Annotated in this window: 29 protein-coding genes, 2 tRNA genes and 1 other RNA gene; 24 read left to right on the plus strand and 8 right to left on the minus strand. The window is 35.3% G+C overall.

Annotated features, from left to right (window positions below; genetic code table 11):
- Nucleotides 1-33: 33 nt before the first annotated feature.
- The 5 genes from BKP56_RS09385 (at nucleotide 34) to BKP56_RS09405 (ending at nucleotide 6,012) form a co-directional block, all read left to right on the plus strand.
- Nucleotides 34-705, plus strand: a complete 672-nt coding sequence (locus tag BKP56_RS09385) for a hypothetical protein (protein ID WP_072694829.1) — start codon at nucleotides 34-36, stop codon at nucleotides 703-705.
- The gene (locus BKP56_RS09390; RefSeq protein ID WP_072694830.1) at nucleotides 702-4,739 is read left to right on the plus strand and encodes a phage tail spike protein; all 4,038 of its coding nucleotides are present in this window, start codon (nucleotides 702-704) and stop codon (nucleotides 4,737-4,739) included. Before BKP56_RS09385 ends, BKP56_RS09390 begins: the two co-directional genes overlap by 4 nt.
- A 16-nt stretch (nucleotides 4,740-4,755) precedes the next feature.
- Nucleotides 4,756-5,229, plus strand: a complete 474-nt coding sequence (locus tag BKP56_RS09395) for a hypothetical protein (RefSeq protein WP_072694831.1) — start codon at nucleotides 4,756-4,758, stop codon at nucleotides 5,227-5,229.
- A 106-nt stretch (nucleotides 5,230-5,335) separates the two neighbouring features.
- Complete coding sequence (locus BKP56_RS09400) at nucleotides 5,336-5,797, plus strand: DUF1617 family protein (protein WP_072694832.1); 462 nt, start codon at nucleotides 5,336-5,338, stop codon at nucleotides 5,795-5,797.
- On the plus strand, nucleotides 5,797-6,012 hold the full coding sequence (locus BKP56_RS09405; protein ID WP_072694833.1) for a hypothetical protein: 216 nt from the start codon (nucleotides 5,797-5,799) through the stop codon (nucleotides 6,010-6,012). Before BKP56_RS09400 ends, BKP56_RS09405 begins: the two co-directional genes overlap by 1 nt.
- A 98-nt stretch (nucleotides 6,013-6,110) precedes the next feature.
- Here BKP56_RS09405 and BKP56_RS09410 read toward each other — a convergent pair whose 3' ends face one another.
- Nucleotides 6,111-6,716, minus strand: a complete 606-nt coding sequence (locus BKP56_RS09410) for a hypothetical protein (RefSeq protein WP_072694834.1) — start codon at nucleotides 6,714-6,716, stop codon at nucleotides 6,111-6,113.
- Between the two features lie 127 nt (nucleotides 6,717-6,843).
- Here BKP56_RS09410 and BKP56_RS09415 point away from each other — a divergent pair, with 127 nt between their 5' ends.
- Genes BKP56_RS09415 through BKP56_RS09435 form a run of 5 tightly spaced genes read left to right on the plus strand, consistent with a single transcriptional unit; the run spans nucleotide 6,844 to nucleotide 9,379 of the window.
- Complete coding sequence (locus BKP56_RS09415) at nucleotides 6,844-7,290, plus strand: hypothetical protein (RefSeq protein WP_072694835.1); 447 nt, start codon at nucleotides 6,844-6,846, stop codon at nucleotides 7,288-7,290.
- Nucleotides 7,291-7,333: 43 nt separating this feature from the next.
- A complete protein-coding gene (locus tag BKP56_RS09420; RefSeq protein ID WP_072694836.1) occupies nucleotides 7,334-7,741 on the plus strand; it encodes a hypothetical protein in 408 nt (135 codons plus the stop codon).
- Complete coding sequence (locus BKP56_RS09425) at nucleotides 7,738-8,043, plus strand: hypothetical protein (RefSeq protein ID WP_072694837.1); 306 nt, start codon at nucleotides 7,738-7,740, stop codon at nucleotides 8,041-8,043. Before BKP56_RS09420 ends, BKP56_RS09425 begins: the two co-directional genes overlap by 4 nt.
- A 3-nt stretch (nucleotides 8,044-8,046) precedes the next feature.
- The gene (locus BKP56_RS09430; RefSeq protein ID WP_072694838.1) at nucleotides 8,047-8,304 is read left to right on the plus strand and encodes a phage holin family protein; all 258 of its coding nucleotides are present in this window, start codon (nucleotides 8,047-8,049) and stop codon (nucleotides 8,302-8,304) included.
- A 1-nt stretch (nucleotide 8,305) separates the two neighbouring features.
- A complete protein-coding gene (locus BKP56_RS09435; protein WP_072694839.1) occupies nucleotides 8,306-9,379 on the plus strand; it encodes an N-acetylmuramoyl-L-alanine amidase in 1,074 nt (357 codons plus the stop codon).
- A 77-nt stretch (nucleotides 9,380-9,456) separates the two neighbouring features.
- On the opposite strand, the gene BKP56_RS09440 is transcribed toward BKP56_RS09435, so the two are convergent.
- A complete protein-coding gene (locus BKP56_RS09440; RefSeq protein WP_072694840.1) occupies nucleotides 9,457-9,876 on the minus strand; it encodes a hypothetical protein in 420 nt (139 codons plus the stop codon).
- Between the two features lie 191 nt (nucleotides 9,877-10,067).
- Here BKP56_RS09440 and BKP56_RS09445 point away from each other — a divergent pair, with 191 nt between their 5' ends.
- The 4 genes from BKP56_RS09445 to BKP56_RS09460 all read left to right on the plus strand — a co-directional run bounded on the left by BKP56_RS09445 (nucleotide 10,068) and on the right by BKP56_RS09460 (nucleotide 11,269).
- Entirely contained in the window at nucleotides 10,068-10,325 is a 258-nt protein-coding gene (locus tag BKP56_RS09445; protein ID WP_072694841.1) for a hypothetical protein, read from the plus strand.
- 71 nt (nucleotides 10,326-10,396) lie between these two features.
- A complete protein-coding gene (locus BKP56_RS09450; protein WP_072694842.1) occupies nucleotides 10,397-10,651 on the plus strand; it encodes a hypothetical protein in 255 nt (84 codons plus the stop codon).
- Nucleotides 10,652-11,115: 464 nt separating this feature from the next.
- Nucleotides 11,116-11,188, plus strand: a tRNA-His gene (locus tag BKP56_RS09455).
- 8 nt (nucleotides 11,189-11,196) lie between these two features.
- Nucleotides 11,197-11,269, plus strand: a tRNA-Gln gene (locus BKP56_RS09460).
- Between the two features lie 85 nt (nucleotides 11,270-11,354).
- Here the strand turns inward: BKP56_RS09460 and BKP56_RS09465 are convergent.
- The gene (locus tag BKP56_RS09465) at nucleotides 11,355-11,666 is read right to left on the minus strand and encodes a hypothetical protein (RefSeq protein ID WP_072694843.1); all 312 of its coding nucleotides are present in this window, start codon (nucleotides 11,664-11,666) and stop codon (nucleotides 11,355-11,357) included.
- Between the two features lie 505 nt (nucleotides 11,667-12,171).
- On the opposite strand from BKP56_RS09465, the gene BKP56_RS13915 reads away from it, so the two are divergent.
- The gene (locus BKP56_RS13915; RefSeq protein WP_198033938.1) at nucleotides 12,172-12,366 is read left to right on the plus strand and encodes a hypothetical protein; all 195 of its coding nucleotides are present in this window, start codon (nucleotides 12,172-12,174) and stop codon (nucleotides 12,364-12,366) included.
- Between the two features lie 51 nt (nucleotides 12,367-12,417).
- Here BKP56_RS13915 and BKP56_RS09470 read toward each other — a convergent pair whose 3' ends face one another.
- Together BKP56_RS09470 and recU are read right to left on the minus strand one after the other, a co-directional pair.
- The gene (locus BKP56_RS09470) at nucleotides 12,418-15,042 is read right to left on the minus strand and encodes a transglycosylase domain-containing protein (RefSeq protein ID WP_072694844.1); all 2,625 of its coding nucleotides are present in this window, start codon (nucleotides 15,040-15,042) and stop codon (nucleotides 12,418-12,420) included.
- A gap of 147 nt (nucleotides 15,043-15,189) precedes the next feature.
- Entirely contained in the window at nucleotides 15,190-15,816 is a 627-nt protein-coding gene (gene recU, locus BKP56_RS09475; protein ID WP_072694845.1) for a Holliday junction resolvase RecU, read from the minus strand.
- Between the two features lie 96 nt (nucleotides 15,817-15,912).
- On the opposite strand from recU, the gene BKP56_RS09480 reads away from it, so the two are divergent.
- The 6 genes from BKP56_RS09480 to BKP56_RS09505 all read left to right on the plus strand — a co-directional run bounded on the left by BKP56_RS09480 (nucleotide 15,913) and on the right by BKP56_RS09505 (nucleotide 19,575).
- Complete coding sequence (locus BKP56_RS09480; protein WP_232226873.1) at nucleotides 15,913-16,455, plus strand: SLOG family protein; 543 nt, start codon at nucleotides 15,913-15,915, stop codon at nucleotides 16,453-16,455.
- Between the two features lie 122 nt (nucleotides 16,456-16,577).
- Nucleotides 16,578-16,895, plus strand: coding sequence for a cell division regulator GpsB (gene gpsB / locus BKP56_RS09485; RefSeq protein WP_072694847.1), 318 nt, complete (start codon nucleotides 16,578-16,580; stop codon nucleotides 16,893-16,895).
- A gap of 21 nt (nucleotides 16,896-16,916) precedes the next feature.
- Nucleotides 16,917-17,283: RNase P RNA component class B (rnpB, locus tag BKP56_RS09490), an RNA gene on the plus strand.
- A gap of 144 nt (nucleotides 17,284-17,427) precedes the next feature.
- Nucleotides 17,428-17,856: a hypothetical protein gene (locus BKP56_RS09495; RefSeq protein WP_072694848.1), complete on the plus strand. Its 429-nt coding sequence runs from the start codon at nucleotides 17,428-17,430 to the stop codon at nucleotides 17,854-17,856.
- 36 nt (nucleotides 17,857-17,892) lie between these two features.
- Nucleotides 17,893-19,014: a THUMP domain-containing class I SAM-dependent RNA methyltransferase gene (locus BKP56_RS09500; RefSeq protein WP_072694849.1), complete on the plus strand. Its 1,122-nt coding sequence runs from the start codon at nucleotides 17,893-17,895 to the stop codon at nucleotides 19,012-19,014.
- A 48-nt stretch (nucleotides 19,015-19,062) separates the two neighbouring features.
- Nucleotides 19,063-19,575 carry a GNAT family N-acetyltransferase gene (locus BKP56_RS09505; RefSeq protein ID WP_072694850.1) on the plus strand — a complete coding sequence of 171 codons (513 nt, stop codon included), beginning with the start codon at nucleotides 19,063-19,065 and terminating at the stop codon, nucleotides 19,573-19,575.
- Nucleotides 19,576-19,760: 185 nt separating this feature from the next.
- Here BKP56_RS09505 and BKP56_RS09510 read toward each other — a convergent pair whose 3' ends face one another.
- Complete coding sequence (locus BKP56_RS09510; RefSeq protein ID WP_232226874.1) at nucleotides 19,761-20,603, minus strand: DUF368 domain-containing protein; 843 nt, start codon at nucleotides 20,601-20,603, stop codon at nucleotides 19,761-19,763.
- A 235-nt stretch (nucleotides 20,604-20,838) separates the two neighbouring features.
- On the opposite strand from BKP56_RS09510, the gene BKP56_RS09515 reads away from it, so the two are divergent.
- Nucleotides 20,839-22,155, plus strand: coding sequence for a hemolysin family protein (locus BKP56_RS09515; protein WP_072694852.1), 1,317 nt, complete (start codon nucleotides 20,839-20,841; stop codon nucleotides 22,153-22,155).
- Nucleotides 22,156-22,197: 42 nt separating this feature from the next.
- Here BKP56_RS09515 and BKP56_RS09520 read toward each other — a convergent pair whose 3' ends face one another.
- Nucleotides 22,198-22,602, minus strand: a complete 405-nt coding sequence (locus tag BKP56_RS09520) for a ribonuclease HI family protein (protein WP_072694853.1) — start codon at nucleotides 22,600-22,602, stop codon at nucleotides 22,198-22,200.
- Between the two features lie 42 nt (nucleotides 22,603-22,644).
- On the opposite strand from BKP56_RS09520, the gene BKP56_RS09525 reads away from it, so the two are divergent.
- Nucleotides 22,645-23,079 (plus strand): EbsA family protein, encoded by a 435-nt coding sequence (locus BKP56_RS09525; protein ID WP_072694854.1) that lies wholly within the window; start codon nucleotides 22,645-22,647, stop codon nucleotides 23,077-23,079.
- 49 nt (nucleotides 23,080-23,128) lie between these two features.
- Here the strand turns inward: BKP56_RS09525 and BKP56_RS09530 are convergent, their stop codons facing one another.
- A complete protein-coding gene (locus tag BKP56_RS09530; protein WP_072694855.1) occupies nucleotides 23,129-23,344 on the minus strand; it encodes a cold-shock protein in 216 nt (71 codons plus the stop codon).
- Between the two features lie 249 nt (nucleotides 23,345-23,593).
- On the opposite strand from BKP56_RS09530, the gene BKP56_RS09535 reads away from it, so the two are divergent.
- Entirely contained in the window at nucleotides 23,594-25,438 is a 1,845-nt protein-coding gene (locus BKP56_RS09535) for an ABC-F family ATP-binding cassette domain-containing protein (RefSeq protein WP_442914833.1), read from the plus strand.
- Nucleotide 25,439: the final 1 nt, after the last annotated feature.

The following is a 25,439-nucleotide window of genomic DNA, read 5'->3' on the forward strand; positions in this document are numbered from 1 at the left end:
GAATATAAAGGTAAAAAATCAACGGATTTCGGATTGCTAATCGATCCGGAATTTTCTTTGATTGCGCCAGAATATGATTTAACTATGGAAGAAGTACCAGGAGTAGACGGTGACGTCCCAATCGACAACAAACGATACAAGGGTGTGAGCCGCGGTATTCCTGTTTATGTGGAGCCTGGGCGCAACTTAAACCAAGTCGCAGATGATGTGTCGAATTGGCTTAAAACTGACGTAGGATGGCATGAATTAACGTTCTCAGACAACACAGGATATGTCTATAATGTTATTCATTATGAGCAATACGACATCCAGAGACTGATTCTGCAGTATGCTAAAGCGATCATTCCATTTCGTTTTAAACCTTACAAGTTTTATAAAGAAGGGCTGAATGAAGTACCACTCACGAATGGCCAGACGATTAACAACATTGGATCACGTCCTGCTCGTCCACTGCTGAAGGTCACTGGCAATGGAGATATGACGATTACAATCGGTGGCCAGCAGCTTGAACTTCAAGGTGTCGATAATGGAATCATTATTGACGTATTGGCTAAAGTAGCGGTCAACATCAATGGTCGTATTCCGGATTGGGATAAAGTGTATACCTATCCATTTCCAACGATTCCAGTTGGTCAGTCAACGATCAGCTGGACTGGAACAGCAACCATTACGATGATTCCTAGATGGGAGGCGTTGTTGCCATGAGTCATGCCATTCTTTATGCAGCGAATGCGACTAACTTCTTTAATCTAGGGTTGGGTGTTTTAACAGATGCTAAGCCGCCGAAAGTCACACAGGTGGGAAACAGCGAGTTTATCCTTGAAATGGATTATCCGGTAGATGGAAAGCTATTTAATCAGCTGAAGAATGGCAACTTGATCAAAGCGGATGCCGGACCGGAATTAAAAGCACAACGATTTGAAATCAAGCGGCTGCAGAAATCCATGAGAAAGAACCATGTGACTGTGTATGCGGAACACATTTCTTATCAAACTTTGGATATTTCAATGCCGCCTAAAGTCACGTTAACTGGTACTGCACAAAACGCTATGAGACAAGCTCAATCATTTGGACTAGGTACTTTTAAGCCGTTTACGATGACCAGTGATATTACAACATCTAATAGCACGACGTTTACCATTCGAGATATTGAAAATCTCAGACAAGCATTGAGCGGCGTTGAAGGGTCTATTTTAGATACCTGGGGTGGAGAGTTCTTATTCGACAACTATCACATTTCGCTACTCAAACAAAGAGGTAGACAAGCAAATGCCATGATCGCGTATGGCCGGAACCTAATTGACCTGGAACAAGAAGAGAGTATTCTCAATACGTTTACGTCGGTATTTCCTTATGCTATTTGGCGGACAGAAGACGGCGAAGAAGAATTCGTTTCTGGAAATGTGGTTCACAGTGAGTATGTCGATAAGTATCATCATGAGAAAGTATTGCCGGTTGAATTTACACTGGACTTTGACGAAGAGAAACCGACTGCTGCAGAGCTAGATGCTTTAGCTCAGACGTATATTGAAAACAATGATGTAGGTGTACCGTCTGTATCGATTCAGCTATCTCATATTGATCTAGCTAAATCTTTGGAGTTTCCGGAATACGCAGAAGCTGAAACAATCAATCTATTTGATCGAGTGAAAATTCATTTCGATAAACTAGGTATCGATACAATCGCTAAGGTCGTAAGGACGGTCTGGAACGTTAACTTAGAAAGATATGATGAAATTGAAGTTGGTCATGTAAGAGCTAGTATGGCAGACCGATTCAAGTCAATCAGTAAAGAAGCGAAAGCCGCTAAGCGTGAAGCGGAAGACGCACGAAACATTGCCGTAGTCAGCGCGAATGGAATTAACATGACGTTCTATGGTCCAGATGAACCAATTGCTACTAAGATTGGAGATACCTGGTTCCAGGAAGATGGACAATATACTATCACTAAAGTATGGAACGGGGTTATTTGGAAAGTCGTCAGTGATCCACGTCTAGCTAATCAGAATGCCGAAGCCATAGCCCAGCAACAAGAAGACCTAGAAGCCGTCAAACAATCAGCGGATGAGAGTGCGCAAGAACTGAACACTGCCATTAACAACGCAGGATTTACCACTTTAGATGAAGCGCTCATCAACACCAAGACGCTTGCTGAAACCGCTGAGACTAATGCACTAGCAGCGATGACTGACGTACAGTCTGCTATAGATATAGCAGGAATTGCTGAAAGTAATGCTGCAACTGCGTTAAGTGATGCTCGTACTGCAATCTCTGATGCTCAGAGTGCGTTATATGCTTATGCTAATTTGCAGATCAGTGGACGGAATCTACTAAGAAACAGCGGTTTTGTATTTAGTAGGGACTATTGGGAAAGCGCAGGTAACCACAGCGCTTTATTAGATACTTCTCAAACTTACAACGGAAATAATTCATTAAGAATTGTGGGGTCAGGAACAGGCGGAGGTAGTGCAGGGTCTGTCTCATCGAGGTTATCGACTAGCTTGGAAGAGGGATCTAAAATAATTGTCGTGTTTTTTGCAAAAGCAATAGAAGGAAGCACTACTTTACATGTTGAACTACATGGCGGCAGAGGTGCTAGAGATTTCCAACTATCAGTAGAATGGCAAAAATTTGAGGTTGAAGTTGAATACACAAACGGTCCTAGACTATATTTTTGGTTAAAAGGGGCTGGAGCCGCAACTGTTAATTCCCCTACCGCTCAACAAGGGACGAAAGTGACTGCTTGGTCACCAGCTCCAGAAGATGTGCAAGTAGAGATTGCTCGAATAAATGGAGAGTTATCCAGCAAAGTCTCTCAAACAATCTATAACGAGTTAGAGGGAACTGTTGAAAGTGTCTCTACGTTAGCATATCAGAACAAAGAAGCTGTCGGATTAAAAGCTGAGAAATCAATAGTGGACACTTTACAAGGTACAGTTGAAAAGCACACTTTGGATATTAAAGCTACCGCTGAAGCCCTATCTATCAAAGCCGATCAAACAACTGTCGATACACTGACTGGAAATGTATCAACGATGGAATCCGAGTGGACACAAACTTTTGATGGGTTCAAACAAAGAGTCAGCAGTGTCGAAACCGACCTTGTCAATAAAGCTTCTGTGACAAAAGTCAATGCGATCGAAAGTACAGTAGACGGCACAGTGCAGAGAATTGCATCTGTCGAAACTGATCTTGATAGTAAAGCCAGTGTGACGAAGGTAAATGAAATAGAATCAACAGTAAATGGGACGACGCAAACCATCGCAACCATTCAAACTGACCTTGATGGCAAAGTGACAGTAACAGCTGTTAATGAGATTAAAAATACTGTCGATGGGACGACACAAACCATTAGTGATATTGAAGGGAACATTACCACTATCGAATCGACCGTAAAAGGTCATACGACTTCAATCACCAATGCAGAAGGTCGAATAGCTACGACCGAAACAACCGTTAAAGGGATTCAAGATACTGTCAGTGATCCAGAAACAGGATTGGAAACGCAAGTGTCTACAATTTCAGAAGGGTTTAGAGTACTATCTGGTGACTTTGAGAATCTTGAGATTGGTGACCGAAATTATTTCACAAGAACACATAATTTTGAAAATTTGGGTAATTTATCCTATTTTGAACCAAGAAATGAAAACACACCATACGGCTTCATCGCGACTGGTAATTCAAGCGGTGTTGGAAAAGTTAGGTTGAATAGAGTTATAACTGAAAATGGTTGGTGGACGGTTTCTTTTGATATAAGAGGTGACCAAGCGGTAGAAGTCTCAATGTACGTTGACATATGTGATTCAGTCGGAACCAAAATTGTTACTAATAATTCTAACAGTTACAAAAGAGTATCTGTATCGGTTGAGGTAACGAATTACAGTAAAGATGTATTTCATTTTATAGATTTTTACAGACTGCAATGGGCAAACTTTTTTGTAAAAAACATCAAAGTAGCTAAAGGGAAACACAATAAAGAGTTCTCTATAGCACCCGAAGATACAGCAACATACAGTCAACTGCAAGTAACTAGAGACTCAATCCTTGCTCAAACCGTCCTGGAAGGCGAAGTCGTCGCTCGTATCAATCAAGAAGCAGGAAGAACATTGATTGAGAATGAGAAGCTCTATATTAGTGCAAACTCAACCTATATTACCGGTACTGCCTTTATGGACGGTGCAGTGATCAAAAACGGAACGATTGATACTTTGCAGATTGCAGATGCTGCCGTTACGAGTGCTAAAATTCTTAATCTGGATGTTGATCGGTTAGTCGGGAACAAAACGAACTTCGTTACGACTGCTTGGAATGCTATAAACAGCAACTTATATGTAGATGGGAATAAACTAGAATATTCACACTCAGATGGGTCTAAAACGATAATGTCTGCTAATGGTTTGTATCACAGCGAAGGCGGATCAAACTATAAAACCAACTATTTATTTGATGTTATAACCGTTACTGGATTAAATCATTCTAACGGTGTTAAGTGGGTTACTTTACCTTCTATCTACAAAGGTAAGGATTTTAAAGCTCACGCTATAGTTGCCGACACATATGGTGTTACTAATGATTATGCTTACTTTAATTTAGCGATGCTAAGAGTAGTATGCTTTGTAGATAAAATAGATAAAACTAATGGCAGAGTCGGATTGATAGGATATTCTTATCATAGAGACATTCGAAATAACAAAACATTAAAAAAAGCAATACAATGTAAACTAATTGTTACCTATTGATTATGGAGGTCATTATATGTCAAGAGAAATACTAGCTACAGACGATGGAGAAAATTATTATATCAAGACAGTAGAAGAACCTGATGTCAACTATGCGTTTGATGAGGAGGGTATGAGATTTTTATCTGGAGCTGATCAAACAGTTATAGGAAGTATTACATGGAGGGAATTAGAGGCAGTAGGAGAAGAGGCGATCATACCCTCCAATATATTTATGTCTGTAACAAGTGATAAAAATATAGTATTAGGGTTTAAAGATAGTGATACCATAATCGAGGGTTTAACATTAACTAATGTTAATGGTCATCCCGAAGTTGTGGCTGAATATCTAAGTGTAAATAAAACTATTGAAGCTGAATCTCTTCAACTTTACAGTCCTAATGGTCTTGATCAAGGCGTTGCTATATATACAGATGATGATGGCGAACTGTACTTTAGATACCGACATGAAGGCACTTTGTGGACTCTTAAAGTATCTGATCTTACTTAAGAAGGCGATTTAAAATAGAAAATTATAAACCATCGAAGAATCGCAGAATTAGAAAAAAGTAAAAGCGCAAAAAGAAGAACTAACCCAACTCAAAGGAGCAGCATAGATGAAAACACTCGTATTAGAAAACAAACAAGTCGTACCAGTATTTAAAGTATTGGACTCTATCAAAGTAGCAGAAGGGAAGGGGATGCGTGGCAAAGGGAAGTTGCAGAAAAAACTTGTCGAACTGGAGAAAGAGTATCAAGAAGACAGAAAAGAGATTATAAAAGCCTTCTTCAAAGTAGATGAAGATGGAGAACTAGAGAAAGACAAAGAAGGGGATTTAATTCCTCTTGAGGGAAAAACCAAGCAAGAAGGGTTAAATGCAATCCAAGAATTGCTCGATGAAGAAGTTAAAATCGACATCGTTACATTCGACACTAAGCTGAAAGCTTTGTACGAAGCATTAGATGAAGACAAGTTCTCTATTGCGAAAGATAAAGAAATAAACGAAATGGGATTCGACACGCTAATGGATGCGTTAGAAGAGGTATTTACCAACAAAAAAGAAGAGGAGAATGTGTAATGAATATCGAATTAACAGGAATCCAATATAAAATTGACAGCGGAGTAACAACATCTATTGATGTGCAGTTTTCAGGTAGGGGAGAAAATAATCAAGACTACTTGAGCGCTCGTGTCAGTGTGGTGGATGGGGATTTAGACAACATGACGAGATCAGAGATCACACAAGCAGCTAGAGATAAAATGGCTGGATGGTTTACGGAGACGAGCGAATAAGCTTGTCTCTTTTTGGTAAATTAATGCCCCTATTACATATAAAAAAATAGGGGCATTATCTTATAATTTAATGATATGAGGTGAATCAAATATGCTTTTTAATAGTACGGAGGTTCTTCTCCTACAAATTGTCTGGGGCCCGATTTTTGGTATATTTCTGGTAAGTATCTGGGAAAATTTAAATTCGTTTTCTCGATATTATCGAAAGACTCCAAGATGGGTTTTGCTATGTCTGGGTACCCTAATTCTTTTGATATTAAGCTGGCTTCTTGTAAAGATTGTCTAACAATCGTATCAAACAATTCAGAGGCTTTAATTAAATTATGACGGTAGTTTTCTCTATACCCATCGTCCCCAAAGAACATTTGTGCACCGGAGGTGGACGTACTGTATTCTGAAACTAGCGTTACTACTTTTGGAGGCAAAACTTCTAAGTTACTTCTTAATAGGTCACTTAACAAATCACTAGACTTCTTAAATTTTCCAGGAGCTGCATACCATGATGCTATATACCAATAGTAAATCATGCTATCTTTATTAGCCGAGATTAAAAACTTCATTAATGGTACGTAGAATGATTTATAAGCTTTATCTTTAGTTTCTAATTGGTAATTATTTTTAGTTGCTTTTCGACCTAAATAATTTGAGATAAAAATTGAGATGATTGAAACAGTTGATCCTAAAACTATTTGAATGATATCCATTTTTACACCTCCTTCCAATAAGAGTATATCAAAAGAAATTTAGAACGGATGTTTAAATTTATAAAATAAAGTGCTCGTATCGTTAAAATGTTTAAGCACCTTCCGATAGTTGTATTGGAGGTGTTTAATGAACCAAATTACAGATAACAAAGAAATTACAGCGAAAATTTTATACAGTGAAGATAGTACGCTAATGAATTATTTGGAAGAATCTTTAAATATTGCAGGGGACAATAATATAAATAAATCAAGAAATATTAATTTACTAAAGAATTTAGAAGTAGATATCAAGTCTATAGCAATAGCTAGAATGGATAGAATAATATCGGGATATGAGCTGTTTAACCAAATTGCAGTGGTGTTTTCTCTAGGGATAACAGTTTTTACTTTTTTTATAGATAAATCTGTGGAAATAATTGGACTTGATTTTCAAATATCTTTCTTCTTATTTGCGCTGATTCTTGGAATCCTTTGGACAGGATTGGAAATGCTGAAACATAAGAAGAAAATACATTCTGCGATATATATCAGATCAATCTTAAAAGAATTGAAAAATAACCAGAGTAGCCAATAGCGGCTGCTCTTTTTGTTTACAAAACATTAGAAAGGAGAATCGAATGAACAATCTAAAAAGAGACATCGAAGATTTGAGGTGTCGCAAGCCTAGCAACTCGTTAGGATATCTGATTTCAATTTTCAGTATTTGGTATGGGTTTTTCAATATCCAGAATGACTTTTACTTGATAGGATTGATTGAGCCGTATCTACAGCACATCGTATCGATTAAATTTATCGGTTACTGCCTGGTTCTATTCGGGATGCTGAAGCTTGTTGGAATCATCAAAAATAACACATTGGCACGAAAATTAGGCATATGGTCACTCACAGGGATGTGGAGTGGCCTTTTTGCATTAGCTTTGACCTTCTCGTTTGGGACAGGATATCCGCATGCCACTTATGGATTTAATGCATTAGTATTGGCGCTATGCCTGGTCGTTTCATTCAAAGGGGATTATAAGGAGTGAGCATATTTTGGCAGATTGTAACGTTGTTTCTGGGAAGTAGTGTAATCGGAACCGTCATATCCGTATGGTTTACCAGGAAGACGGCAAAAGAAAAGAATGCATTTGAAATGATAGATCGTTTGTATAAAGAGATTGAGCGGTTAGACAGTATTATCAAGATCTTGCGCAAGCAGTTGGAAGAATCCGAAACGGAAAACAGAGAGCTAAGGATACAGTTAGACGAAGCAGAAAGACAACTTGCGGATGCGAAAAATGAATTAGATCAACTAAAAAAAGAACATACTCTTGAAAGGGGTAGTTAAATAATGGACATTTTACAGTTTATTTTAGAGGAAGGATTGGTCATGGTACCAGTCCTTTTTGTTTTGGGTGAAGTCATTAAGCACACTGAATTGCTGGACAATCGTTTCATTCCTGTAATTTTGCTAGTAGTTAGCATCTTGCTTACACCGTGGCTATTAGGTGGATTTGTGGCGATGAATATTGTACAAGCCATTTTAGTTGTCGGAGCAGCTGTTTTGACGAATGAAGTTAAAGATCAATATTTGAAAGGTGGAGAATAACATGACAAAAGTAGTAGCACTAGGTGGAGGACACGGATTATATACAGCAGGAAAACGCACACCAGACGATGAAAGGGAATGGAGCTTTAATAATAAAGTTGTGTTAGCAGCTATAGCTAGATTGAAACAATATGAAGGTATAAAAGTTGTTCGTATGGATGATCCAACAGGTCAACGGGATATTCCTCTAAATGAGCGTACTAATAAAGCCAATGCTGCGAAAGCTGATGTGTTAGTCTCTATCCACCATAACGCCCTAACAGGTAAATGGGGGCAGCATACAGGCACAGAGACGTACACTTATCTAGGAGAGCAACCAGGAAGCACGAAGCTAGCCAAAGAAGTACAACCTCGACTGCACAAGGCATATGGCTTAAAAGACCGTGGTATCAAACAAGCAAACTTCCACATGGTACGAGAATCTAATATGCCGGCTATTCTAACCGAAGGCGGTTATATGGATTCTAGTATCGACATTAAAGCCTTAAGAGATGACAACAAACTGCGAGATGCTGGCGTGGCAATCGCTGACGGAATCGCTGCATACTTTGGTCTGAAAGTAAAAGGTGACGACACTAAACCGAAGCCGGTAGAAACGACTAAACCAGCCGCTAAACCTAAAAAGAAAACAATCGATCAAATGGCTGCGGAAGTCATTGCTGGAAAACACGGCAACGGTCATGATAACCGCAGAAAATCACTAGGTATCAGCCAAGCTGAATATAATAAAGTAAGCGATAAGGTAAATGCTCATTATGGAGTTAAATCAGAGCCAGTTAAAGCAAGCAAAAGTATTGATCAAATGGCTCGTGAAGTTATCAATGGTGAGCACGGAAACGGTCACGATAATCGCCGTAAATCATTAGGTGTCAGTCAATCCGTCTACAATCAAGTTAGAGATCGAGTGAATGAGATGGCAGGCGGTTCTTCAACGCCTTCTAAATCAATTGAAGAGATGGCTAAAGAAGTTGTATACGGCAAACACGGCAACGGTCATGCTGCTAGACAAAGATCATTAGGGGTTAACGATGCCACCTATAGAAAAGTTCGTGACAGAGTAAATCAATTAATGTAATTCCAAACTAGTCTAAATCGACCAGTTACCAAAAAATAAGTTAAAGCCCTCGTCCTTAATTGGATGAGGGACTTTTTCTATTTCGCTTTATTATTATATTTAAGTACATCGTACAATTCTATATTCCTAATCTGATCAGTCGTAATTCTTTTGATAACCTTTTCTCCGTCTTTTTTTTTGACCTGCAGCATGATCTGCTGATGATTATAGCCAAGTACCAACGCAATAACATCCGGATAATAGTTTCCATTCCTCAATACAGCCGCTTGTATAGCCACAGGTAGCTTATTAACGTATGCATAATAAAGCAACTCAGATATTTCTTTCTCGTCCATCTCGGGCTTCTCTTCTATGAGTTCTTCATATTCATCTGCATACATTTTCTTCAATGCTTCCATATGGTCCGACAACATCATGCGCATGCCGATCCATTTCATTTTACCTCTGTCCTTGTATCCTAATCGATCCGGGCTAAGTATAACGACTTCCTCACTCATGACTAGTCTCCTCCTTTAACAATTCTGTTATTTCGTCTCCGATAAGTATCAAGCTACTCTCTCCCAATCCCCAAATATCATCATCCGTTATTTCATTGTCATGCTCCATATATGTACTCCTTTACTCGAATGTATGTTCCGTATATGATATATTATAGGAACGTATATTCGTTTAGTCAAGAGAAAGGAACATGAATATGAATAAATACCTATTCGAAAGCACAATTAAAACACAGGCTGATTTAGATGAATACAAGGACTTTCAAGTCTGGATGAATAAAGTATTGGACGAATCAATAGAAGATGTAAGATATTCTATTAAAGAGGGCGAAGAAGGAATGCAGAACGGACATAAGAAAATTGAAATGTTTAAGCATATACAGAAAAATATCATGAGACAAACAGAATTTTCTCTTTCTTCATATAATAAATACAGAGAAATAAAATAGTTTAAAAGATTTTCGTTAGATTGCATTTCTTTTGATATTATATAGTGGAGAGAGAAAAGGAGTTAGTTTAGATGAAAAAGATGAACATAGAAGAAATAGGCATGCATCTAATGATAGGGCTGATGATTCAGGAATACGGTGAAGATCAAGTTATGATATTTGCTTATTTAAAAGAGGGGATTGTTCCTGTAGAATTTCTTATTGATAACGATGAATCTAGAACAATTGTAGAAGAATTGAAGAAAGAGTACGGAGACCGAATAATAGTACATAGACATAAATTGAGTTATATACGCGACTCGTTAAGAAAAAATTATAAAGTATAGAAAGAGAGCGAATAATATATCCGCTCTTTCTATACTTTTTATTGTGCACTGATTGTGCATTCATCTAACATACAGGCTGAATAAATACCGTCATTAAGCCTTTTACAAGCATAGGGTGCGAACGACTCATTCTCCTTTTTGGGGTAAATATAAAACAAATTGAGAGAAGTTTAAAAGTCTTGTAAATGTTGATTTATCAATGTTTATAGGGCTTTTGTTTTATAGAATAATAAGTAGAGAGCAAAGAATAAATTAAATTTTTATATTATTTCTGCGTTAAAATAGTTTAGCTTTAAAATAAGTTAGAGAAAGAAGAGCAAAGTTAAAAGTAATCTAAAAAAAATTGACACATTTAGAATTATACTGTATTATATTCATGTTGTTGTGATTTGAGCGTTTTTGAAACCTTAAGAAGTATAGTATTTTTTAGGTAGTGTAATTATTAGCTACTGAAAAAAATTATGGCGGTTGTGGCGAAGTGGTTAACGCACCGGGTTGTGGTCCCGGCATTCGTGGGTTCGATCCCCATCAGTCGCCCTTATTATTGGGCTATAGCCAAGCGGTAAGGCAGCGGGTTTTGATCCCGTCATTCCCCAGGTTCGAATCCTGGTAGCCCAGTCAATAGAGAGTTAAGAGGCTGCATCATTAATTTGATGCAGCTCTTTTAGGTTTCATTTTAATTAATGCAATAGAAAAATGCTGTTTAATGATTTTTGGAAAAAGGTAAAGCATGGCCTTTGTAATTAAATATTTTTCCAAAGTAGGTTGGCTTTTTTAAAATATAATATTGAAGGACGACAAACTGATTTTTCCGGTTAATTTTACCGGTTAGAGAAAGTTCTGTATTATGTTCAACTTCATAAAGAAAGGTATAGGCTATTTTCCCTGTTATCAAACAATTTAATTTAGTAGAATTAGCTGAAAATGTAAAGCAGCATAAGGGGATACCTTTATCCGTTTTTAAAACTTTAATTTCTTCAGATACAACTATTCCTTCAACCATTATAATTTCCATAACTATAGCTCCATTTCTTTCTGATATAAAAAGAGAACATGTGTTTATAATATATTATAAACACATGTTCTCTTTTGTCAATGGAAAAGGTTATTAAATTTAACAGTTAACCTTCATCTTTTATAGGTTGCTGATAAATGCCTTTTTAAATGCTGATATAATACAAAATTTAGTGATTGTTCTCTTTGTATGCAGTAGTGCTCTGTAGTAACTAATAGAATGACTTTCTGAATAAGTTGAGTACCGAACGTATAAAAATCACTTTGTAATCTGTATTAAAGATTTAAATAAAAGTTCACATATACAAGTCGTCGCGGTCTGATAGGAAATATTCGTTCAAGTATATGTGATTTGCAGGATACATACACACAAGCATTTAAGGGAGATCGCTTTAGCAAAGAGATGTAATTCACATATATAGTGTTGCTATTGTAAGTGGCTTGATATACTATAAAATGTAACATATGTATTTGAATATCAGTCCAAAAAGAAAGTTAGATTATATATGAGTAGAAACAAAAGTTTATTATTATTGATCATTGCTATATTGCTAGTTCTTTTAGGTAGTTATGTGTTATTGCTTGACCCCATAATTGGGAGTTTGGGCGTTATCTGTGGTATCTGGACTATATATGTAGCGATAAAAGCTTTGAGGGGTCAAAACCTTTTTAACCATTCAAACAAAGATGAGGACAAGTAAAAATAAAAAGGTAGTGAACAAGCTGTTTATCAGCTGTTCACTACCTTTTATTTATTCTTCATCTTGGTCTGTATTGGTGTTAGAGTCATCAGAAGGTGGATTAGAAGAATTGTCATCATTGTTGGATTCATTATTATTAGAATTATTGTCTTCAGTATCTTCTGATTCACTTGGATTATCGGAATTTTCTTCTGGGTCATCAGGAGTATCTTCGACATCTTCATCAGAATTTTCTTCTTCCTCTTCAGCGGGTTCTTCTGGAACTACATCAGATTCTTCTTCAGGCTCTTCCTCCTCAGGCTCTGGCACAGTTACAGAAGTAGTAGCAGCAGGACCAGTATTTCCATAAGCTTGGACAGATAAACTGATCTGAACATTTCCACTATCAGGTTCTGAAACTGTATATTCTGTTTCAGCTAGTGAAATTTCTTCGCCATTTACGGATAATAGGTAAGTGACGTCTTCGTCTTCATTTTCTAATGTATATTCATCCCAGTTAATAGCTATTTCATTAGATTCTTCATCAAACTGAGCTGATAAGCCAGTAGGGGCAGTCAGATCTTCACCATAAGTTGTTGAGATTTCAGAAGGTTCTGTACCTGCAACAAATAATTCAGTTACAATTTCGCTTTCAGGTGTGTTTGGACCGGGTAACTGTGCCGGATCTGATCCATCTTCCACACTAACTTCAGAAACGGAAGAAGGTTTTGTCCAGTCGGAGTTATCTAATCCTTCCGATACTTGACTCATTAATGCTTGATAGATATCTCGCGGTAACTGACGAGTACCATCGTTATTGCTTAGCCAGTGTCCTTCTTCATATTTTTTATCATAACCTGTCCAGACAGATAATGAATAATTAGAAGTATAACCTATATACCAAGAATCGGGAACAGCATAAGATGGGAGGTTATGTTCTTCAATTTCAACAGAAGTATAATTAGTTGTTCCGGTTTTGCCAGCTTGAGGAACACCGGGTATACCAACTGAACTATTATAGTTTGTTGCCACATCCTTCAGCATGTCTGTAATCATATATGCCGTATAATCTGACATAGCCTGGTTTGTTTCAGGAGTCAGATCTATTTCTTGTCCATCTTGAGTAGTCACTTTAGAAACAGTATAAGGTTCAGTATAATTACCTCCATTTGCAAAAGCGCTATAAGCTGAAGCCATCTGCAGTGGGCTAGCTGTTCCGCTGATTGCATTAGAATCTACTAAACCTCCTTCTTTTGACATGAGACTCGTATCTAAACCAAGGTTTTCTACAAATTCCGTTGCATCAGCACGATCAACTTCTTCAGCAAAGAGTCTGGCAGTAGGTACATTTCGAGAATCTACTAAGGCTTCTCGCATACTTAATTGTCCGACATAATTACCATCGTAGTTTCTTAACGATGTACCATCAGGATAAGACCATTCCTCATCAACCAATTGATGATAAGTTGAGAATTTATTATATTCGATAGCAGGACCATAAGTAGTTAACGGCTTAATCGTAGAACCAGTTTGTCGGTCAGTATTAGTTGTTCTATTTGTTAATAACTGTCCTTCTTGCTTGCGGCCACCAACTAAAGCTTTAACTTGACCAGTATTGACATCTACCAATGAAATAGCTGTCTGCAACTCATCATCAGGAAAATTCACGTATTCTTCACTATTGGCAATATCAAATGCTGCTTGTTGAGCATCCATATCAATATTTGTCTGAATTGTTAAACCAGCAGTAGCAGGATTTAAACCTGTTTTTTCTTCGACTTCTTCTAATACTTCAACTAAATAGCTATCAAACATTTGACTATTAAGGCTACTATCTGAACGTTCAACTAAGCCTTCTTCAATAGGTATTGCTTTAGCTGTTTCAGCTTCTTCGGCAGTGATGTCTCCATTATCACGCATAACATTCAATACAACATTTCTGCGATTCAAGGCCTCTTCAGGATTTACGTATGGATTATATCTATTTGGCGCTTGTGCCATTCCGGCAAATAGTGCAGCTTCGTGTAATTCGAGTTCTTCTACAGGTTTTCCGTAATACTCTTCAGAAGCAGTTGATATTCCATAGACATTTCCAGCCATAGGAATCTTATTCATATATAGAGTCAAGATTTGTTCTTTTGAAAGTTGGCGTTCAAGCTTAATAGCCAACCAAGCTTCTTGAGCTTTTCTTTTCAGAGTTTGATCAGAGCGAGCAGTAGAGAATACCGCTAACTTGACTAACTGCTGAGTTATTGTACTTCCGCCACCAGAAATTTCTCCCAAATTTGTAACATAACCAAATGCAGCTCGTCCGATACCAATAGGATCTATTCCAAAATGATTATAGAAATTCTGATCTTCAATAGCAGTCATCGCTTCTTTCATGACTTCCGGATATTCATCTGCTTCAGCAAAGTCTCTTGTCTCTGCTCCAAGCGTGTAAAAAACATCTCCGTTCGAATCAAGCAAATCAGAAGAAAAACTCCCAAGTAAATCCTCCTCAGTTAATTCCGGCGTGCTAGAAGCGTAATAGGCAAATAAGCTTCCTCCTGCTACTAAAGCTAGTAAAAACAAACCAATCAAAGTTAGAAAGATACGTTTAAACCATGCTTTTTTCTTTTTACCTTTATTGTTTTTCTTTTTTTTCTGTTGATTATTTTGTTTATTTTTAATACGAGACATATTATTATCAGACATGTTGTTCTCCTTTACAGTTCTAATCCTTTAATGTTAATAGGACATTTACGTATGTTACTAGAATGTTATAAATATAAGATGGATATCAATATTAGATAAGATCCTAGTCTTAGTTTAATACTATAATAATACTTTACAAAGTATTTATTAAGATTTCTTTGATTTAATAATTTTATCTACAGCTTCTAGATAGGGAAGACGCGGAGAAAAGCCATAAGAAATCTCATATGCTTCTTCTATAATACTCTTTAATGGAATAGATTTCTTGCCTAATGCTTCTTTTTGCTGTTTCCACCATTTGTCCAAATGATCGAAAGACAATACAAATACACGATTTAATGAACTGAATCTTATAATAATAAAGCAAATTCCATCTTGTTCCACACAAGCTCGCATATGCAGTATCTGATGTTCATGAAAGTTTTTTAATGGAAAGGAAGTCTTGTTTTTAGTTTCTTTAGCCTCAAAGTCTAAGTAAAAACCTTTATAGATACCATTGTAATCTGTCGTAGATGCTTTTTGGTAGTAAGCTTCCGTAATTTTAGCAGCACTTCTTTTAGGATAGCTTACATTAACAATTTGGATAGGGATCGGCTTTTTATGGATTACGGCCTTTTTGGCTATAAGATATTGCTCATTTGTTATGTTAAGATCACTTTCTAAGGTCATCCCTCGATTGCTATAATCTGGTTTTTTGGATTTCACTTGCTTTTTTAGCGCCTGTTTGTCACCATTGACATGATAAGGTCGACCATTTGGATAGTTAAGACTCAATGACTTCACGCTCCTTTAATGATGATTAACTAGTATAATACCAAACAAATGAACGGTAAGGAAAGAAAGGTGTGAATTTTTATCAAAAATTTATATGTGAGTGGATATAGGTCCTATGAATTAAGTATTTTCACAGAAAATGATCCAAAGTTATTTTATATAAAAAAGTATTTAAAAAATAGACTGATTGAATATATTGAAACGGGGCTGGAGTGGGTATTGATCAGTGCACAACTTGGTACTGAACTATGGGTTGGTGAAATTGTTTTAGAATTACAGGAAACTTATGAAGATATTAAACTTGGAGTATTATTGCCATATGCGGGATTTGCTGAAAACTGGAAAGAAGGAAATCGTGTATTGTTTGATAAGATTATTGCAAAGGCAGATTATAGTAACCATACATCAAGTTATCCTTATAAAAATCCTATGCAGCTTAAAGGAAATCAGCAGTTTTTAATAAATCATACAGAAGGGTGCTTATTATTCTATGATACCGAATCTGAAGGAAGACCTAAGTTTCTGTTAGATATGATTAATGAATTCAAAATTTCACATGATTATGAATTAGATTTTATAACTTTTGATGAACTACAAGCCTTTGTTTCGGAGTATGAAGAAAATCATTTTGAAAGCTAGCTTTTATTTACGAGTATAATTTGGTACAATTAAAATGTAGAAGCAGTTAAAATGTTTTTTTAAAAAATTTTTAAGTAGGATAAAATGTATTAAAGAGCAATCGAAGAAACCAGAGGTGCAAAATAATGAACAGAGAATTGACTCAGAAAGAAATTGTTGAAAAAGATTTTAAAACTACCATGCGCGGTTATAACCAAACTGAAGTAGATGAGTTCTTAGATGTAGTGATTCGAGATTATGAATCATTTCAAAGTGAAATTGAACAACTAAAGTCTGAAAATGATCGCCTGATGAATAAATTAGATGAATTATCTAAACAGGCAGCTGCAAAACCGCAGGGTCAGAATCAAAATGGTTCTTCAGTGACTAATTTTGATATTTTAAAAAGGTTATCAAATCTAGAGCGACATGTTTTTGGATCAAAATTAGATGATGAATAAATAATTAATATTTAATGTGTAAATTACGGATAATCGCGCATTGTTTTCAATGTGAGGAAAGTCCATGCTCACACAAACTGAGATGTTTGTAGTGTTCGTGCGCAGCGAAAAAATAAGCTGCGGCTCCATTAATGGATGACGGCAGAAAAAAAGGCTAAGGCTTAGCTATGCCTGAGTATTCTTGAAAGTGCCACAGTGACGAAGCAGCAGGGGAAACGCTGCTGGTGGAACGCGGTAAACCCCTCGAGTGAGCAACCCAAACATATGGTAGGGGCACTTTTCTCCTGGAAATGAACAGAGAGAAGAGGCAATTTCGATTGCAGACAGATGATTATCTCGGAGAAAACATTCCTGATCGTTTTCTCTAGACAGAACATGGCTTATAGTAATTTGCACATTTGTTTATGATGTATAGCAACTATCTTTTAGGTAGTTGCTAGATAAACATCAACTCATTCAGGTTATATCCTCCCTGCATAGGGAGGATTTATTTTTGTCCTAAAACAATTATAGAAAGGATCTAAAAATAATAATGAAAGAAATACTTAACATTCTGATGGTTATCTATGGGATAATGATTGGAGTCTATCTTATAATGGGTCTGACTAAGTCAAAGCTGGAAAAACAAAAAGAAATTCAAATGACAGTGGTACTAATGACTTCAATGCTTGGAAATCAACTTAATAAAAAGAAAAAAGTGGTAGGCAGAATTTTCTTGTTTCAATTTTTTCTACTCTTTGGATATACTTTAATTAGTTTATGGTTAACTTATAATCATTCGATAGTTAGGATAATTGCTATACTACTATTGATTGCGGAAGCGATAGAGCTCATTGTCAGATTATTAAATATTTATAAAGCAGAAAATCTTAAAGAATTGATTCGAAATAGAAAAATCTCTAAATTTTCATCTTATATTTATATTGTAGGAATAGCGATTTTGACTGGTGTAATGGTTTAAATAAAACTATAAAAGGAAAAGGAAGGGTTATATATTATGAGCTATAAGCTTTTAGCAACTGCAGCAAGTGGAATCGAAGCTCTAGTAGGAAAAGAATTGAAACAATTAGGCTATCAAGCACAAGTCGAAAATGGTCGCGTTCGTTTTGAGGGAGAAAAAGAAGATATAGCTAAAACCAATCTGTGGTTAAGAACTGCAGATAGGGTAAAAATTATTGTTGGTGAATTTGAGGCAAAGACTTTTGATTCATTATTCGAACAGACAAAAAGCTTACCATGGGATACATTTCTTTCAATAGATTCCGCTTTTCCTGTCTCAGGTAAATCACATAAATCTACTTTGTATAGTGTTCCGGATGTTCAAAGAATTGTTAACAAAGCTATAGCGGATAAGCTTAAAGAGGTTTATCATCGTCGTGGCATGTTACCGGAAACTGGGGCTAAGTTTCCAATTGAAGTGGCTATTTTGAAAGATAAAGTTTTACTTACAATTGATACGACAGGACCTAGTTTATTTAAACGAGGTTACCGGACCGGCAAAGGTGGAGCACCATTGAAAGAGAATATGGCTGCTGCACTAGTCATGTTGACAACTTGGAGAAAAGATCGTCCTTTCGTTGATCCAGTATGTGGATCAGGAACGATAGCAATCGAAGCTGCTTTAATTGGTCATAATATTGCACCGGGATTTAATCGTTCGTTTCTTTGTGAAGAGTGGGATTGGATGCCCAAAGAAATGTGGGAAAAAATCAGACAGGAAGCAGAAGAACAAGCAGATTATGATGCTGAACTAGACATACTTGGAACCGATATTGATCATAAAATGATAGAAATTGCTAAAGAGAATGCCTTAGAAGCAGGTCTTTCTCATAGTATTGAATTTAAACAGATGCAAGTCAAAGATTTTACCACGGATAAAGAATTTGGAGTAATGGTTGCAAATCCTCCTTATGGAGAGCGATTAGGAGATCTTGAACAGGCGGCTCAAATCTATAAAGATATGGGTACAGCTTTTAGACCGCTTAAAACTTGGAGTAAATATATTATTACAAGTGATTTGGATTTTGAAAAACATTATGGAGAAAGAGCAACTAAGAAGCGTAAACTTTATAATGGCTATTTAAGAACGGATTATTTCCAGTATTGGGGTAAGAGATAACTTTTAACATTTTCTAAAGGATTATATAAAAAAATAGGAGGCAGCAATTTGACAGATAAATTACAAATTCGAACAGTAGAAAAGCATGATTTAGACTTCATTCATAAAATGAGAAAGAACAATGATATTATGCAGTACTGGTGTGGTGAACCTTATACGACTAAAGAAAAAATCTTAAAAGACTATGAAGATAGACAAACGGATGATTCGATAAGAGAATTTATTATTTATCAGAATGATGAAAAAATAGGATATACTGCGCTTTTTAATCTTAATTTCAGACATAGAACGGGGACATTTGGAATTATGCTGGACCCTTATCATCAAGGGAATGGACATGCAGCTGATTCAACTAGGCTGATAGTAGAATATGGATTCAATTTACTGAATTTGAATAAAATCAATTTAGATGTTGTAGATTATAATAAAAAAGCGATTCATGTTTATGAAAAAGTTGGATTTCAAATTGAAGGCGAAAAGAAACAACAGTATTATATCAACGGTAAGTATGTTAACGGTCTTTTAATGGCATTGCTTAAAGAAGATTACAAGTCTATTTAATAAACCTTTACGAATAAAATTGTCATAATAAAACTCCCTGAAGCTAAATCATACTTCAGGGAGTTTTATTGTACTTTAAATCTATTTTATTAAGTCAGATTTCTACAATACAGTGCTGTTTAAAAACATTTTTGTTCAGCAGATGTTATTTTGACTTCTTATCGTGTTAGCTACATTAATGAAATTTAATCTTCCGACTTATATTTTGTTTCCAGTTTACCCATCCAAAGTCCGAGACAAAGACCTAATGCGGCAAGTATAAAGGCGAATATAATTTCACTAATCGTTAAAGCACTGAATTGTTCCATAGTAGGAAAAATGATTACTGTAGAAGCAATAACAATCCCTAAAATAAAGTGGAATATCGTTGTATAGTATAAATTCATTAAATGGTTAATCAGTTTTGAGAATATGATTACACAAAGTACTATTCCGAATGATACAGGTATCAGTATAGAAAAATTCAAATCTCCTATAGCACCAGTCAATGGTTCATATAAATTCATGTATATGAGAAAATTAGACGGACTTAAACCTGGGACAATAAATCCAAATGCGAAAATCATTCCAACTAATATCCAAGTAAAAGTCGTTTGTGCTACTTGTATATCTAAAAAAACATTTGCTGATACAAGAAGAATGAAAGATATCACTGCAGTAAGTATTGTAAGAACAAGATGTTTGATAGTACGTCCATGTATGCCAGCTTGCGCATACAAAAGAGGAACTGTCCCAAAGATACATCCCATGAAAAAGAGCAGGATATAGACAGGATGATTAACAAGAAGCGACTCTATGGGACGAGCTAATATAACAATTCCAAACAAACTACCTAAACCGACGGGTAAAAAATATAATATATTGTATAAGAAATCTTTTTTGATATTAGAAATAAACTGAATCAACTTTTCATAAATCCCGAAAACTGCTGCCAATGCTCCACCACTTACTCCAGGTAAGATAGCACCAGACCCTATAAACATACCTTTTATAAAACTAATGATCCAACTAGCTAGATTATTATGCAAATTACAAGCCTCCATTTCTTATCAATAATAGACTAACCAGACCTTATAATCAATATTTCGTATTTGAATTAATAAAGATTTAAGATAAAAAGAATATACTATAAAAATTGATTTTTCAATAAATGCTTTAAGTAAAAAATTGGTGGATTTAATCAGAAAGACATCTATGAGAGAAATTTAAATGAAATTAGTTTATAATAAAGTAAATAGATAAATGTTAATGGAGGGTGTTTACTTGTCAGATATTTCATTGGTGTGGTTATTAGCACTGCAGTTCATCTTTATATTTTTAAATGCAATATTTGCCAGCGCTGAAATTGCAGTGATCACAATTAATGACAACAAATTAGAACGTATGGCTCAAAATGGAGATAAACGAGCTGTTCGATTAAAAAAATTAACTGAGAATTCCTCAGATTTTTTAGCTACCATACAAATTGGAATAACGTTAGTTAATTTACTTAGCAGTGCTGTTGCTACCGAGAACTTTTCCAGCCGGTTAGTCAGTCTCTTATCTTCTATTGGCATTGCTATTCCAGAGGCCGTACTTAGTATTATTTCTTTGGTGGTTATAACCTTACTACTTACTTACTTCACTGTTGTACTGGGAGAATTGGTTCCTAAACAAATCGCATTAAAAAATCCAGAAAAGATTGCTCTATTCTTGTCAGGACTAGTGTCTGTTATTTCCAAAATGTTTACCCCGGTCGTTCGATTATTCTCTGCATCTACAACGGGTATTGTGCGTTTATTTGGATTAAACACAAACGAGGATGAAAACGAAAATACAGAAGAAGAAATTCGATTAATGTTAGATATCGGAGCTAAAAAGGGTCAAATACTTCCAGATGAAGAGACTATGATCCATAATGTTTTTGAATTTGATGATATATCAATAGAAAATATTATGACCCATAGAACTGAAGTTGTTTTTTTATGGATGGATGATACAGAAAAAAACTGGGAAAAAACCATCCGCGAGGGACAGCATTCTATTTATCCTGTTTGTAAAGAATCTACAGATAATATTATAGGTATTCTTTATACTAAAGATTACTTTAGAGTAAATGACAAGGATATAGAATACTTGAAGAACATAATTATTAGACCAGTAAATTATGTTTTAGAAACTGTAAAAGCAGATGTTTTGTTTCGTAACATGAAACAGACTAAAGACCGTTTTGCTGTAGTAATTGATGAATTTGGTGGAACGAGTGGAATTATCACAATGAATGACTTACTTGAACAAATCGTGGGTGAATTTAATGATAATATTTTGATGTCAGGAGATTCACTAGACATTAAACCGCTTAATCAAGGATCTTGGCAAGTTAGCGGGAAAGCTCCAATCGATAAAATTGCAGCAAAAATAGGACTTGATTTACCAATAAATCGTTACAGTAATCTGAATGATTTTTACATTAATGAAAGCAAAAGAGCATATAAAAGCGATAGCAGTATTTTGATGTTTAAAGAATATGGATTTGTAATGAAGAATATTCAAATTAAGGATGATAAACTTGAAAAAGCCATCATTGTTAAAATAAATTAATTTCTGTAATAATAGCTTTATAAGGATAAAACAAATTATGCTTCAACTATTTATTGCTTTTTGGAGTCCTTGTTTGGCAAGATTATCCGCACCTTTGTTTTGTTTTTCTGGTATCCAGTGGATTTCATAAAAAGGAAAATGATTCAGTGAAGATAAACAGTCAGTTAAAAATGGTTTAAAATTAATATTTTTTACATATTTTTTACTGATTGAGCGTGCGACAACTTGACTGTCGGTATACAATAGGATTAAGGAATCAAGAGTCTGATTTGTTTCTACCCATTTAATGGCTATACGCATGGCTTCCCACTCAGCTGAATGATTATCCCATTTACCTGACAAAGGAATAGCAAGCTGTTCGTAAATCCCATTTCCTGAAATCACAATGCCTATACCGGCAGAACCAGGATTGCCATTTACAGCAGCATCGGTGTATACTTTTAACATATTGTCATCCTTTCGATTAATTTAAGTAGGAGTATTGAGATAATGAATATAAAAGCAGAATCAAATGTTAAAACTAATATCAAGATAAAATTGAACTTAGAACCAGCATTTCAAACGATCTATCTCTCTAGTATTTTTATATCTTTCTGCGTGGCAGTCGTTTTTACAACTACGATTGAAAGCTTTAACTGGGGAACCGTTTTATTTTTAATACTTGCATTAATATTATTTTATTTAAAAAAAGAAACATATTTAAGGATCAGCGAAGAAAAACTCCAGCTTTGTTATTTTGCCGGTATTAAAGATCGTGTAGTTGAACTTGATAACATAACCTCAGTAGTAATAAGCAATCCAGGAGGGGAAGTTACTTTAACTACTGATCAGAAAACAATTGTATTTTATCTTAATAAACATAGTCAGCAGCTCTTTTTGCAGCGACTTGAAAAATATAATTTAAATATCAATGTAGTAAATTAGATACAGTAAAAAGGATTAGACAATTGTCTAATCCTTTTTGTATATATCATCATTCAGATGCAGGTTCAATCACTTGAACTTTAGTTGCTTGAGGACCACGGTTGCCTTCAACAATTGAAAATTCAACGAGTTGTCCTTCTTCCAGACTTTTATACCCTTCTTTTTCAATTCCAGTAAAATGAACAAATACATCATCATGCTCATTATATTCAATAAATCCATATCCTTTTTGATTACTAAACCATTTCACTTTACCTGAAGTCATGATAATCCTCCTATTTATTGTATTGAGGTTATATTTATTAATACGCTTACGTCTAGTATATAGAAATTTAATTAATTAAGCAATCTTGGAATAACTTGAAGACAAAAAGCCAAGTATGATATCTATAACTTAATTCCTGTTTTTGAAGCACAATGGATCCAGTATATGATAGAATATAAGTAATACAGAAAAGAGGAGTGGGTCTAGATGAAAGAACTTAAAATCGAAAATTTGACTCATTCATATGGAATGAAACAGTTATTTGATTCAATAACTTTCTCAATTACTGAAGGACAGCGCATAGGATTGATAGGAGTAAACGGAACCGGAAAGACGAGTTTACTTAAAATACTAACAAAACAATTATCACCAGATACTGGTGATATAACCCAACCTAACGATTATAGAATTGGTTATTTAGAACAAATCAGTACACTGGATGAATCACAAACTGTATTAAATACTGTTTTCGATGGAGATACACCACTGATGGTAACCGTTCGAAATTATGAAGCAGCCCTTCAGCTGCTGACAGAAGATCCAATGAATGAAAGAGCTCAAAATATATTTGCTAAAGCCGAACAAAAAATGAATAGTGAAAATGCCTGGAACTCAAGCGCAAGAGCTAAAGCGATTTTAAATCGTTTAGGTATTACAAATATGCAGCTGATTGTAGGTGAATTATCTGGAGGTCAGCAGAAAAGAGTCGCATTAGCTCAAGTACTTATACAAGAACCGGATTTACTGATACTAGATGAGCCGACTAACCACTTAGATTTTGAGATGATTAAATGGCTGGAAAATTTTTTGATGTCTTATAAAGGAGCTTTGCTTTTGGTCACCCATGATCGATATTTTTTAGATCATGTTGTGAATTATATAGTTGAATTAACTCATGGAAGACTTGAAAAATATATTGGTAATTATCAGAATTATATTCAACTGAAAGCTGAAAGAGAAGAAACTGCTGCCCAGAAGAGTCATAAGCAGAAACAGTTATATAAACAAGAACTTGCATGGATGCGTGCTGGGGTAAAAGCTAGAGGAACAAAACAGCAAGCTAGAATTGACCGTTTTACGGATTTAAAGGAATCTGTATCTAAATATGATACGAATGGTTCCTTAGATATGAATTTATCAGGCAGTCGACTAGGCAAAAAAGTATTAGAACTAGAACAGGCAACTTTTCATCGTGATGAGCAAGTCATTTTAAATCAGTATAATCTTTTAATTCAGCAAAAAGATCGAATCGGCATAACAGGAGAAAATGGTTCTGGGAAAACAACATTTTTAAATATTCTTGCAGGGATACTACCACTAGAAAGTGGCATTATTGAAGTAGGAGAAACCGTTAAGATTGCTTATTACACACAGACAAATGAAGCGATGGATGAAAATAAGAGAGTTATATCTTATTTACAGGAAGTTGCTGAAGAAGTCAGGTTAGCAGATGGAACGAGCTTGAGTGTTTCACAACTATTAGAACAATTTTTATTTGATCGTTCAACTCATGGTACAATTATAAGCCGGCTCTCTGGTGGAGAGAAAAGAAGACTTTATTTACTAAAATTATTGATGCAGCAACCCAATGTTTTGTTACTTGATGAACCAACTAATGATTTAGATATTCAAACGCTAACTGTATTAGAAGATTATATTCAAACTTTTTCCGGAGCTGTTATTGCTGTATCACATGATCGATATTTTTTAGATAAAATTGCCACTAAACTTTTGATTTTTCAAGGTAATGGAAAGATTGACGACTATTATGGGAAAATGTCAGAATACTTGATGCAACAAGAAGAAAAGGCAGTAAAACAACCTGTAAAAACTGATTTGCCTGAAAAAAAGAACTATAATGAAGAAAAGAAAAAAGAAAAAATCAAATTAACTTATTTAGAACAAAAAGAATGGGATACAATTGAAGAAGAAATTTTTGATTTAGAAGCTGAACTTGAAAACATCCAAGAAGAGATGAATCAAGCAGGCAGCGACTATACAGTGATTGGTGACTTAAGTGATAAACAAAAAAAATTCCAACAAAAGCTGACTGAAAAAATGGAACGCTGGGAATATTTAAGTGAATATATATAAA

Source organism: Marinilactibacillus sp. 15R (assembly GCF_001895285.1).
Taxonomy (GTDB): Bacteria; Bacillota; Bacilli; order Lactobacillales; family Carnobacteriaceae_A; genus Marinilactibacillus; species Marinilactibacillus piezotolerans.

Bases quoted from the DNA above. Each gene is read 5' to 3' on its own strand.
- BKP56_RS09450 (WP_072694842.1), top strand. From the start codon at position 10,397: ATGAAAAAGATGAACATAGAAGAAATAGGCATGCATCTAATGATAGGG.
- BKP56_RS09405 (WP_072694833.1), top strand. From the start codon at position 5,797: ATGAATATCGAATTAACAGGAATCCAATATAAAATTGACAGCGGAGTA.
- BKP56_RS09440 (WP_072694840.1), bottom strand. From the start codon at position 9,876: ATGAGTGAGGAAGTCGTTATACTTAGCCCGGATCGATTAGGATACAAG.
- BKP56_RS09420 (WP_072694836.1), top strand. From the start codon at position 7,334: ATGAACAATCTAAAAAGAGACATCGAAGATTTGAGGTGTCGCAAGCCT.
- BKP56_RS13915 (WP_198033938.1), top strand. From the start codon at position 12,172: ATGAGTAGAAACAAAAGTTTATTATTATTGATCATTGCTATATTGCTA.
- BKP56_RS09400 (WP_072694832.1), top strand. From the start codon at position 5,336: ATGAAAACACTCGTATTAGAAAACAAACAAGTCGTACCAGTATTTAAA.
- BKP56_RS09415 (WP_072694835.1), top strand. From the start codon at position 6,844: ATGAACCAAATTACAGATAACAAAGAAATTACAGCGAAAATTTTATAC.
- BKP56_RS09465 (WP_072694843.1), bottom strand. From the start codon at position 11,666: ATGGAAATTATAATGGTTGAAGGAATAGTTGTATCTGAAGAAATTAAA.
- BKP56_RS09445 (WP_072694841.1), top strand. From the start codon at position 10,068: ATGAATATGAATAAATACCTATTCGAAAGCACAATTAAAACACAGGCT.
- BKP56_RS09500 (WP_072694849.1), top strand. From the start codon at position 17,893: ATGAGCTATAAGCTTTTAGCAACTGCAGCAAGTGGAATCGAAGCTCTA.
- BKP56_RS09535 (WP_442914833.1), top strand. From the start codon at position 23,594: ATGAAACAGTTATTTGATTCAATAACTTTCTCAATTACTGAAGGACAG.
- BKP56_RS09495 (WP_072694848.1), top strand. From the start codon at position 17,428: ATGAAAGAAATACTTAACATTCTGATGGTTATCTATGGGATAATGATT.
- BKP56_RS09525 (WP_072694854.1), top strand. From the start codon at position 22,645: ATGAATATAAAAGCAGAATCAAATGTTAAAACTAATATCAAGATAAAA.
- BKP56_RS09530 (WP_072694855.1), bottom strand. From the start codon at position 23,344: ATGACTTCAGGTAAAGTGAAATGGTTTAGTAATCAAAAAGGATATGGA.
- BKP56_RS09390 (WP_072694830.1), top strand. From the start codon at position 702: ATGAGTCATGCCATTCTTTATGCAGCGAATGCGACTAACTTCTTTAAT.
- BKP56_RS09395 (WP_072694831.1), top strand. From the start codon at position 4,756: ATGTCAAGAGAAATACTAGCTACAGACGATGGAGAAAATTATTATATC.
- BKP56_RS09520 (WP_072694853.1), bottom strand. From the start codon at position 22,602: ATGTTAAAAGTATACACCGATGCTGCTGTAAATGGCAATCCTGGTTCT.
- BKP56_RS09470 (WP_072694844.1), bottom strand. From the start codon at position 15,042: ATGTCTGATAATAATATGTCTCGTATTAAAAATAAACAAAATAATCAA.
- BKP56_RS09430 (WP_072694838.1), top strand. From the start codon at position 8,047: ATGGACATTTTACAGTTTATTTTAGAGGAAGGATTGGTCATGGTACCA.
- BKP56_RS09410 (WP_072694834.1), bottom strand. From the start codon at position 6,716: ATGGATATCATTCAAATAGTTTTAGGATCAACTGTTTCAATCATCTCA.
- BKP56_RS09435 (WP_072694839.1), top strand. From the start codon at position 8,306: ATGACAAAAGTAGTAGCACTAGGTGGAGGACACGGATTATATACAGCA.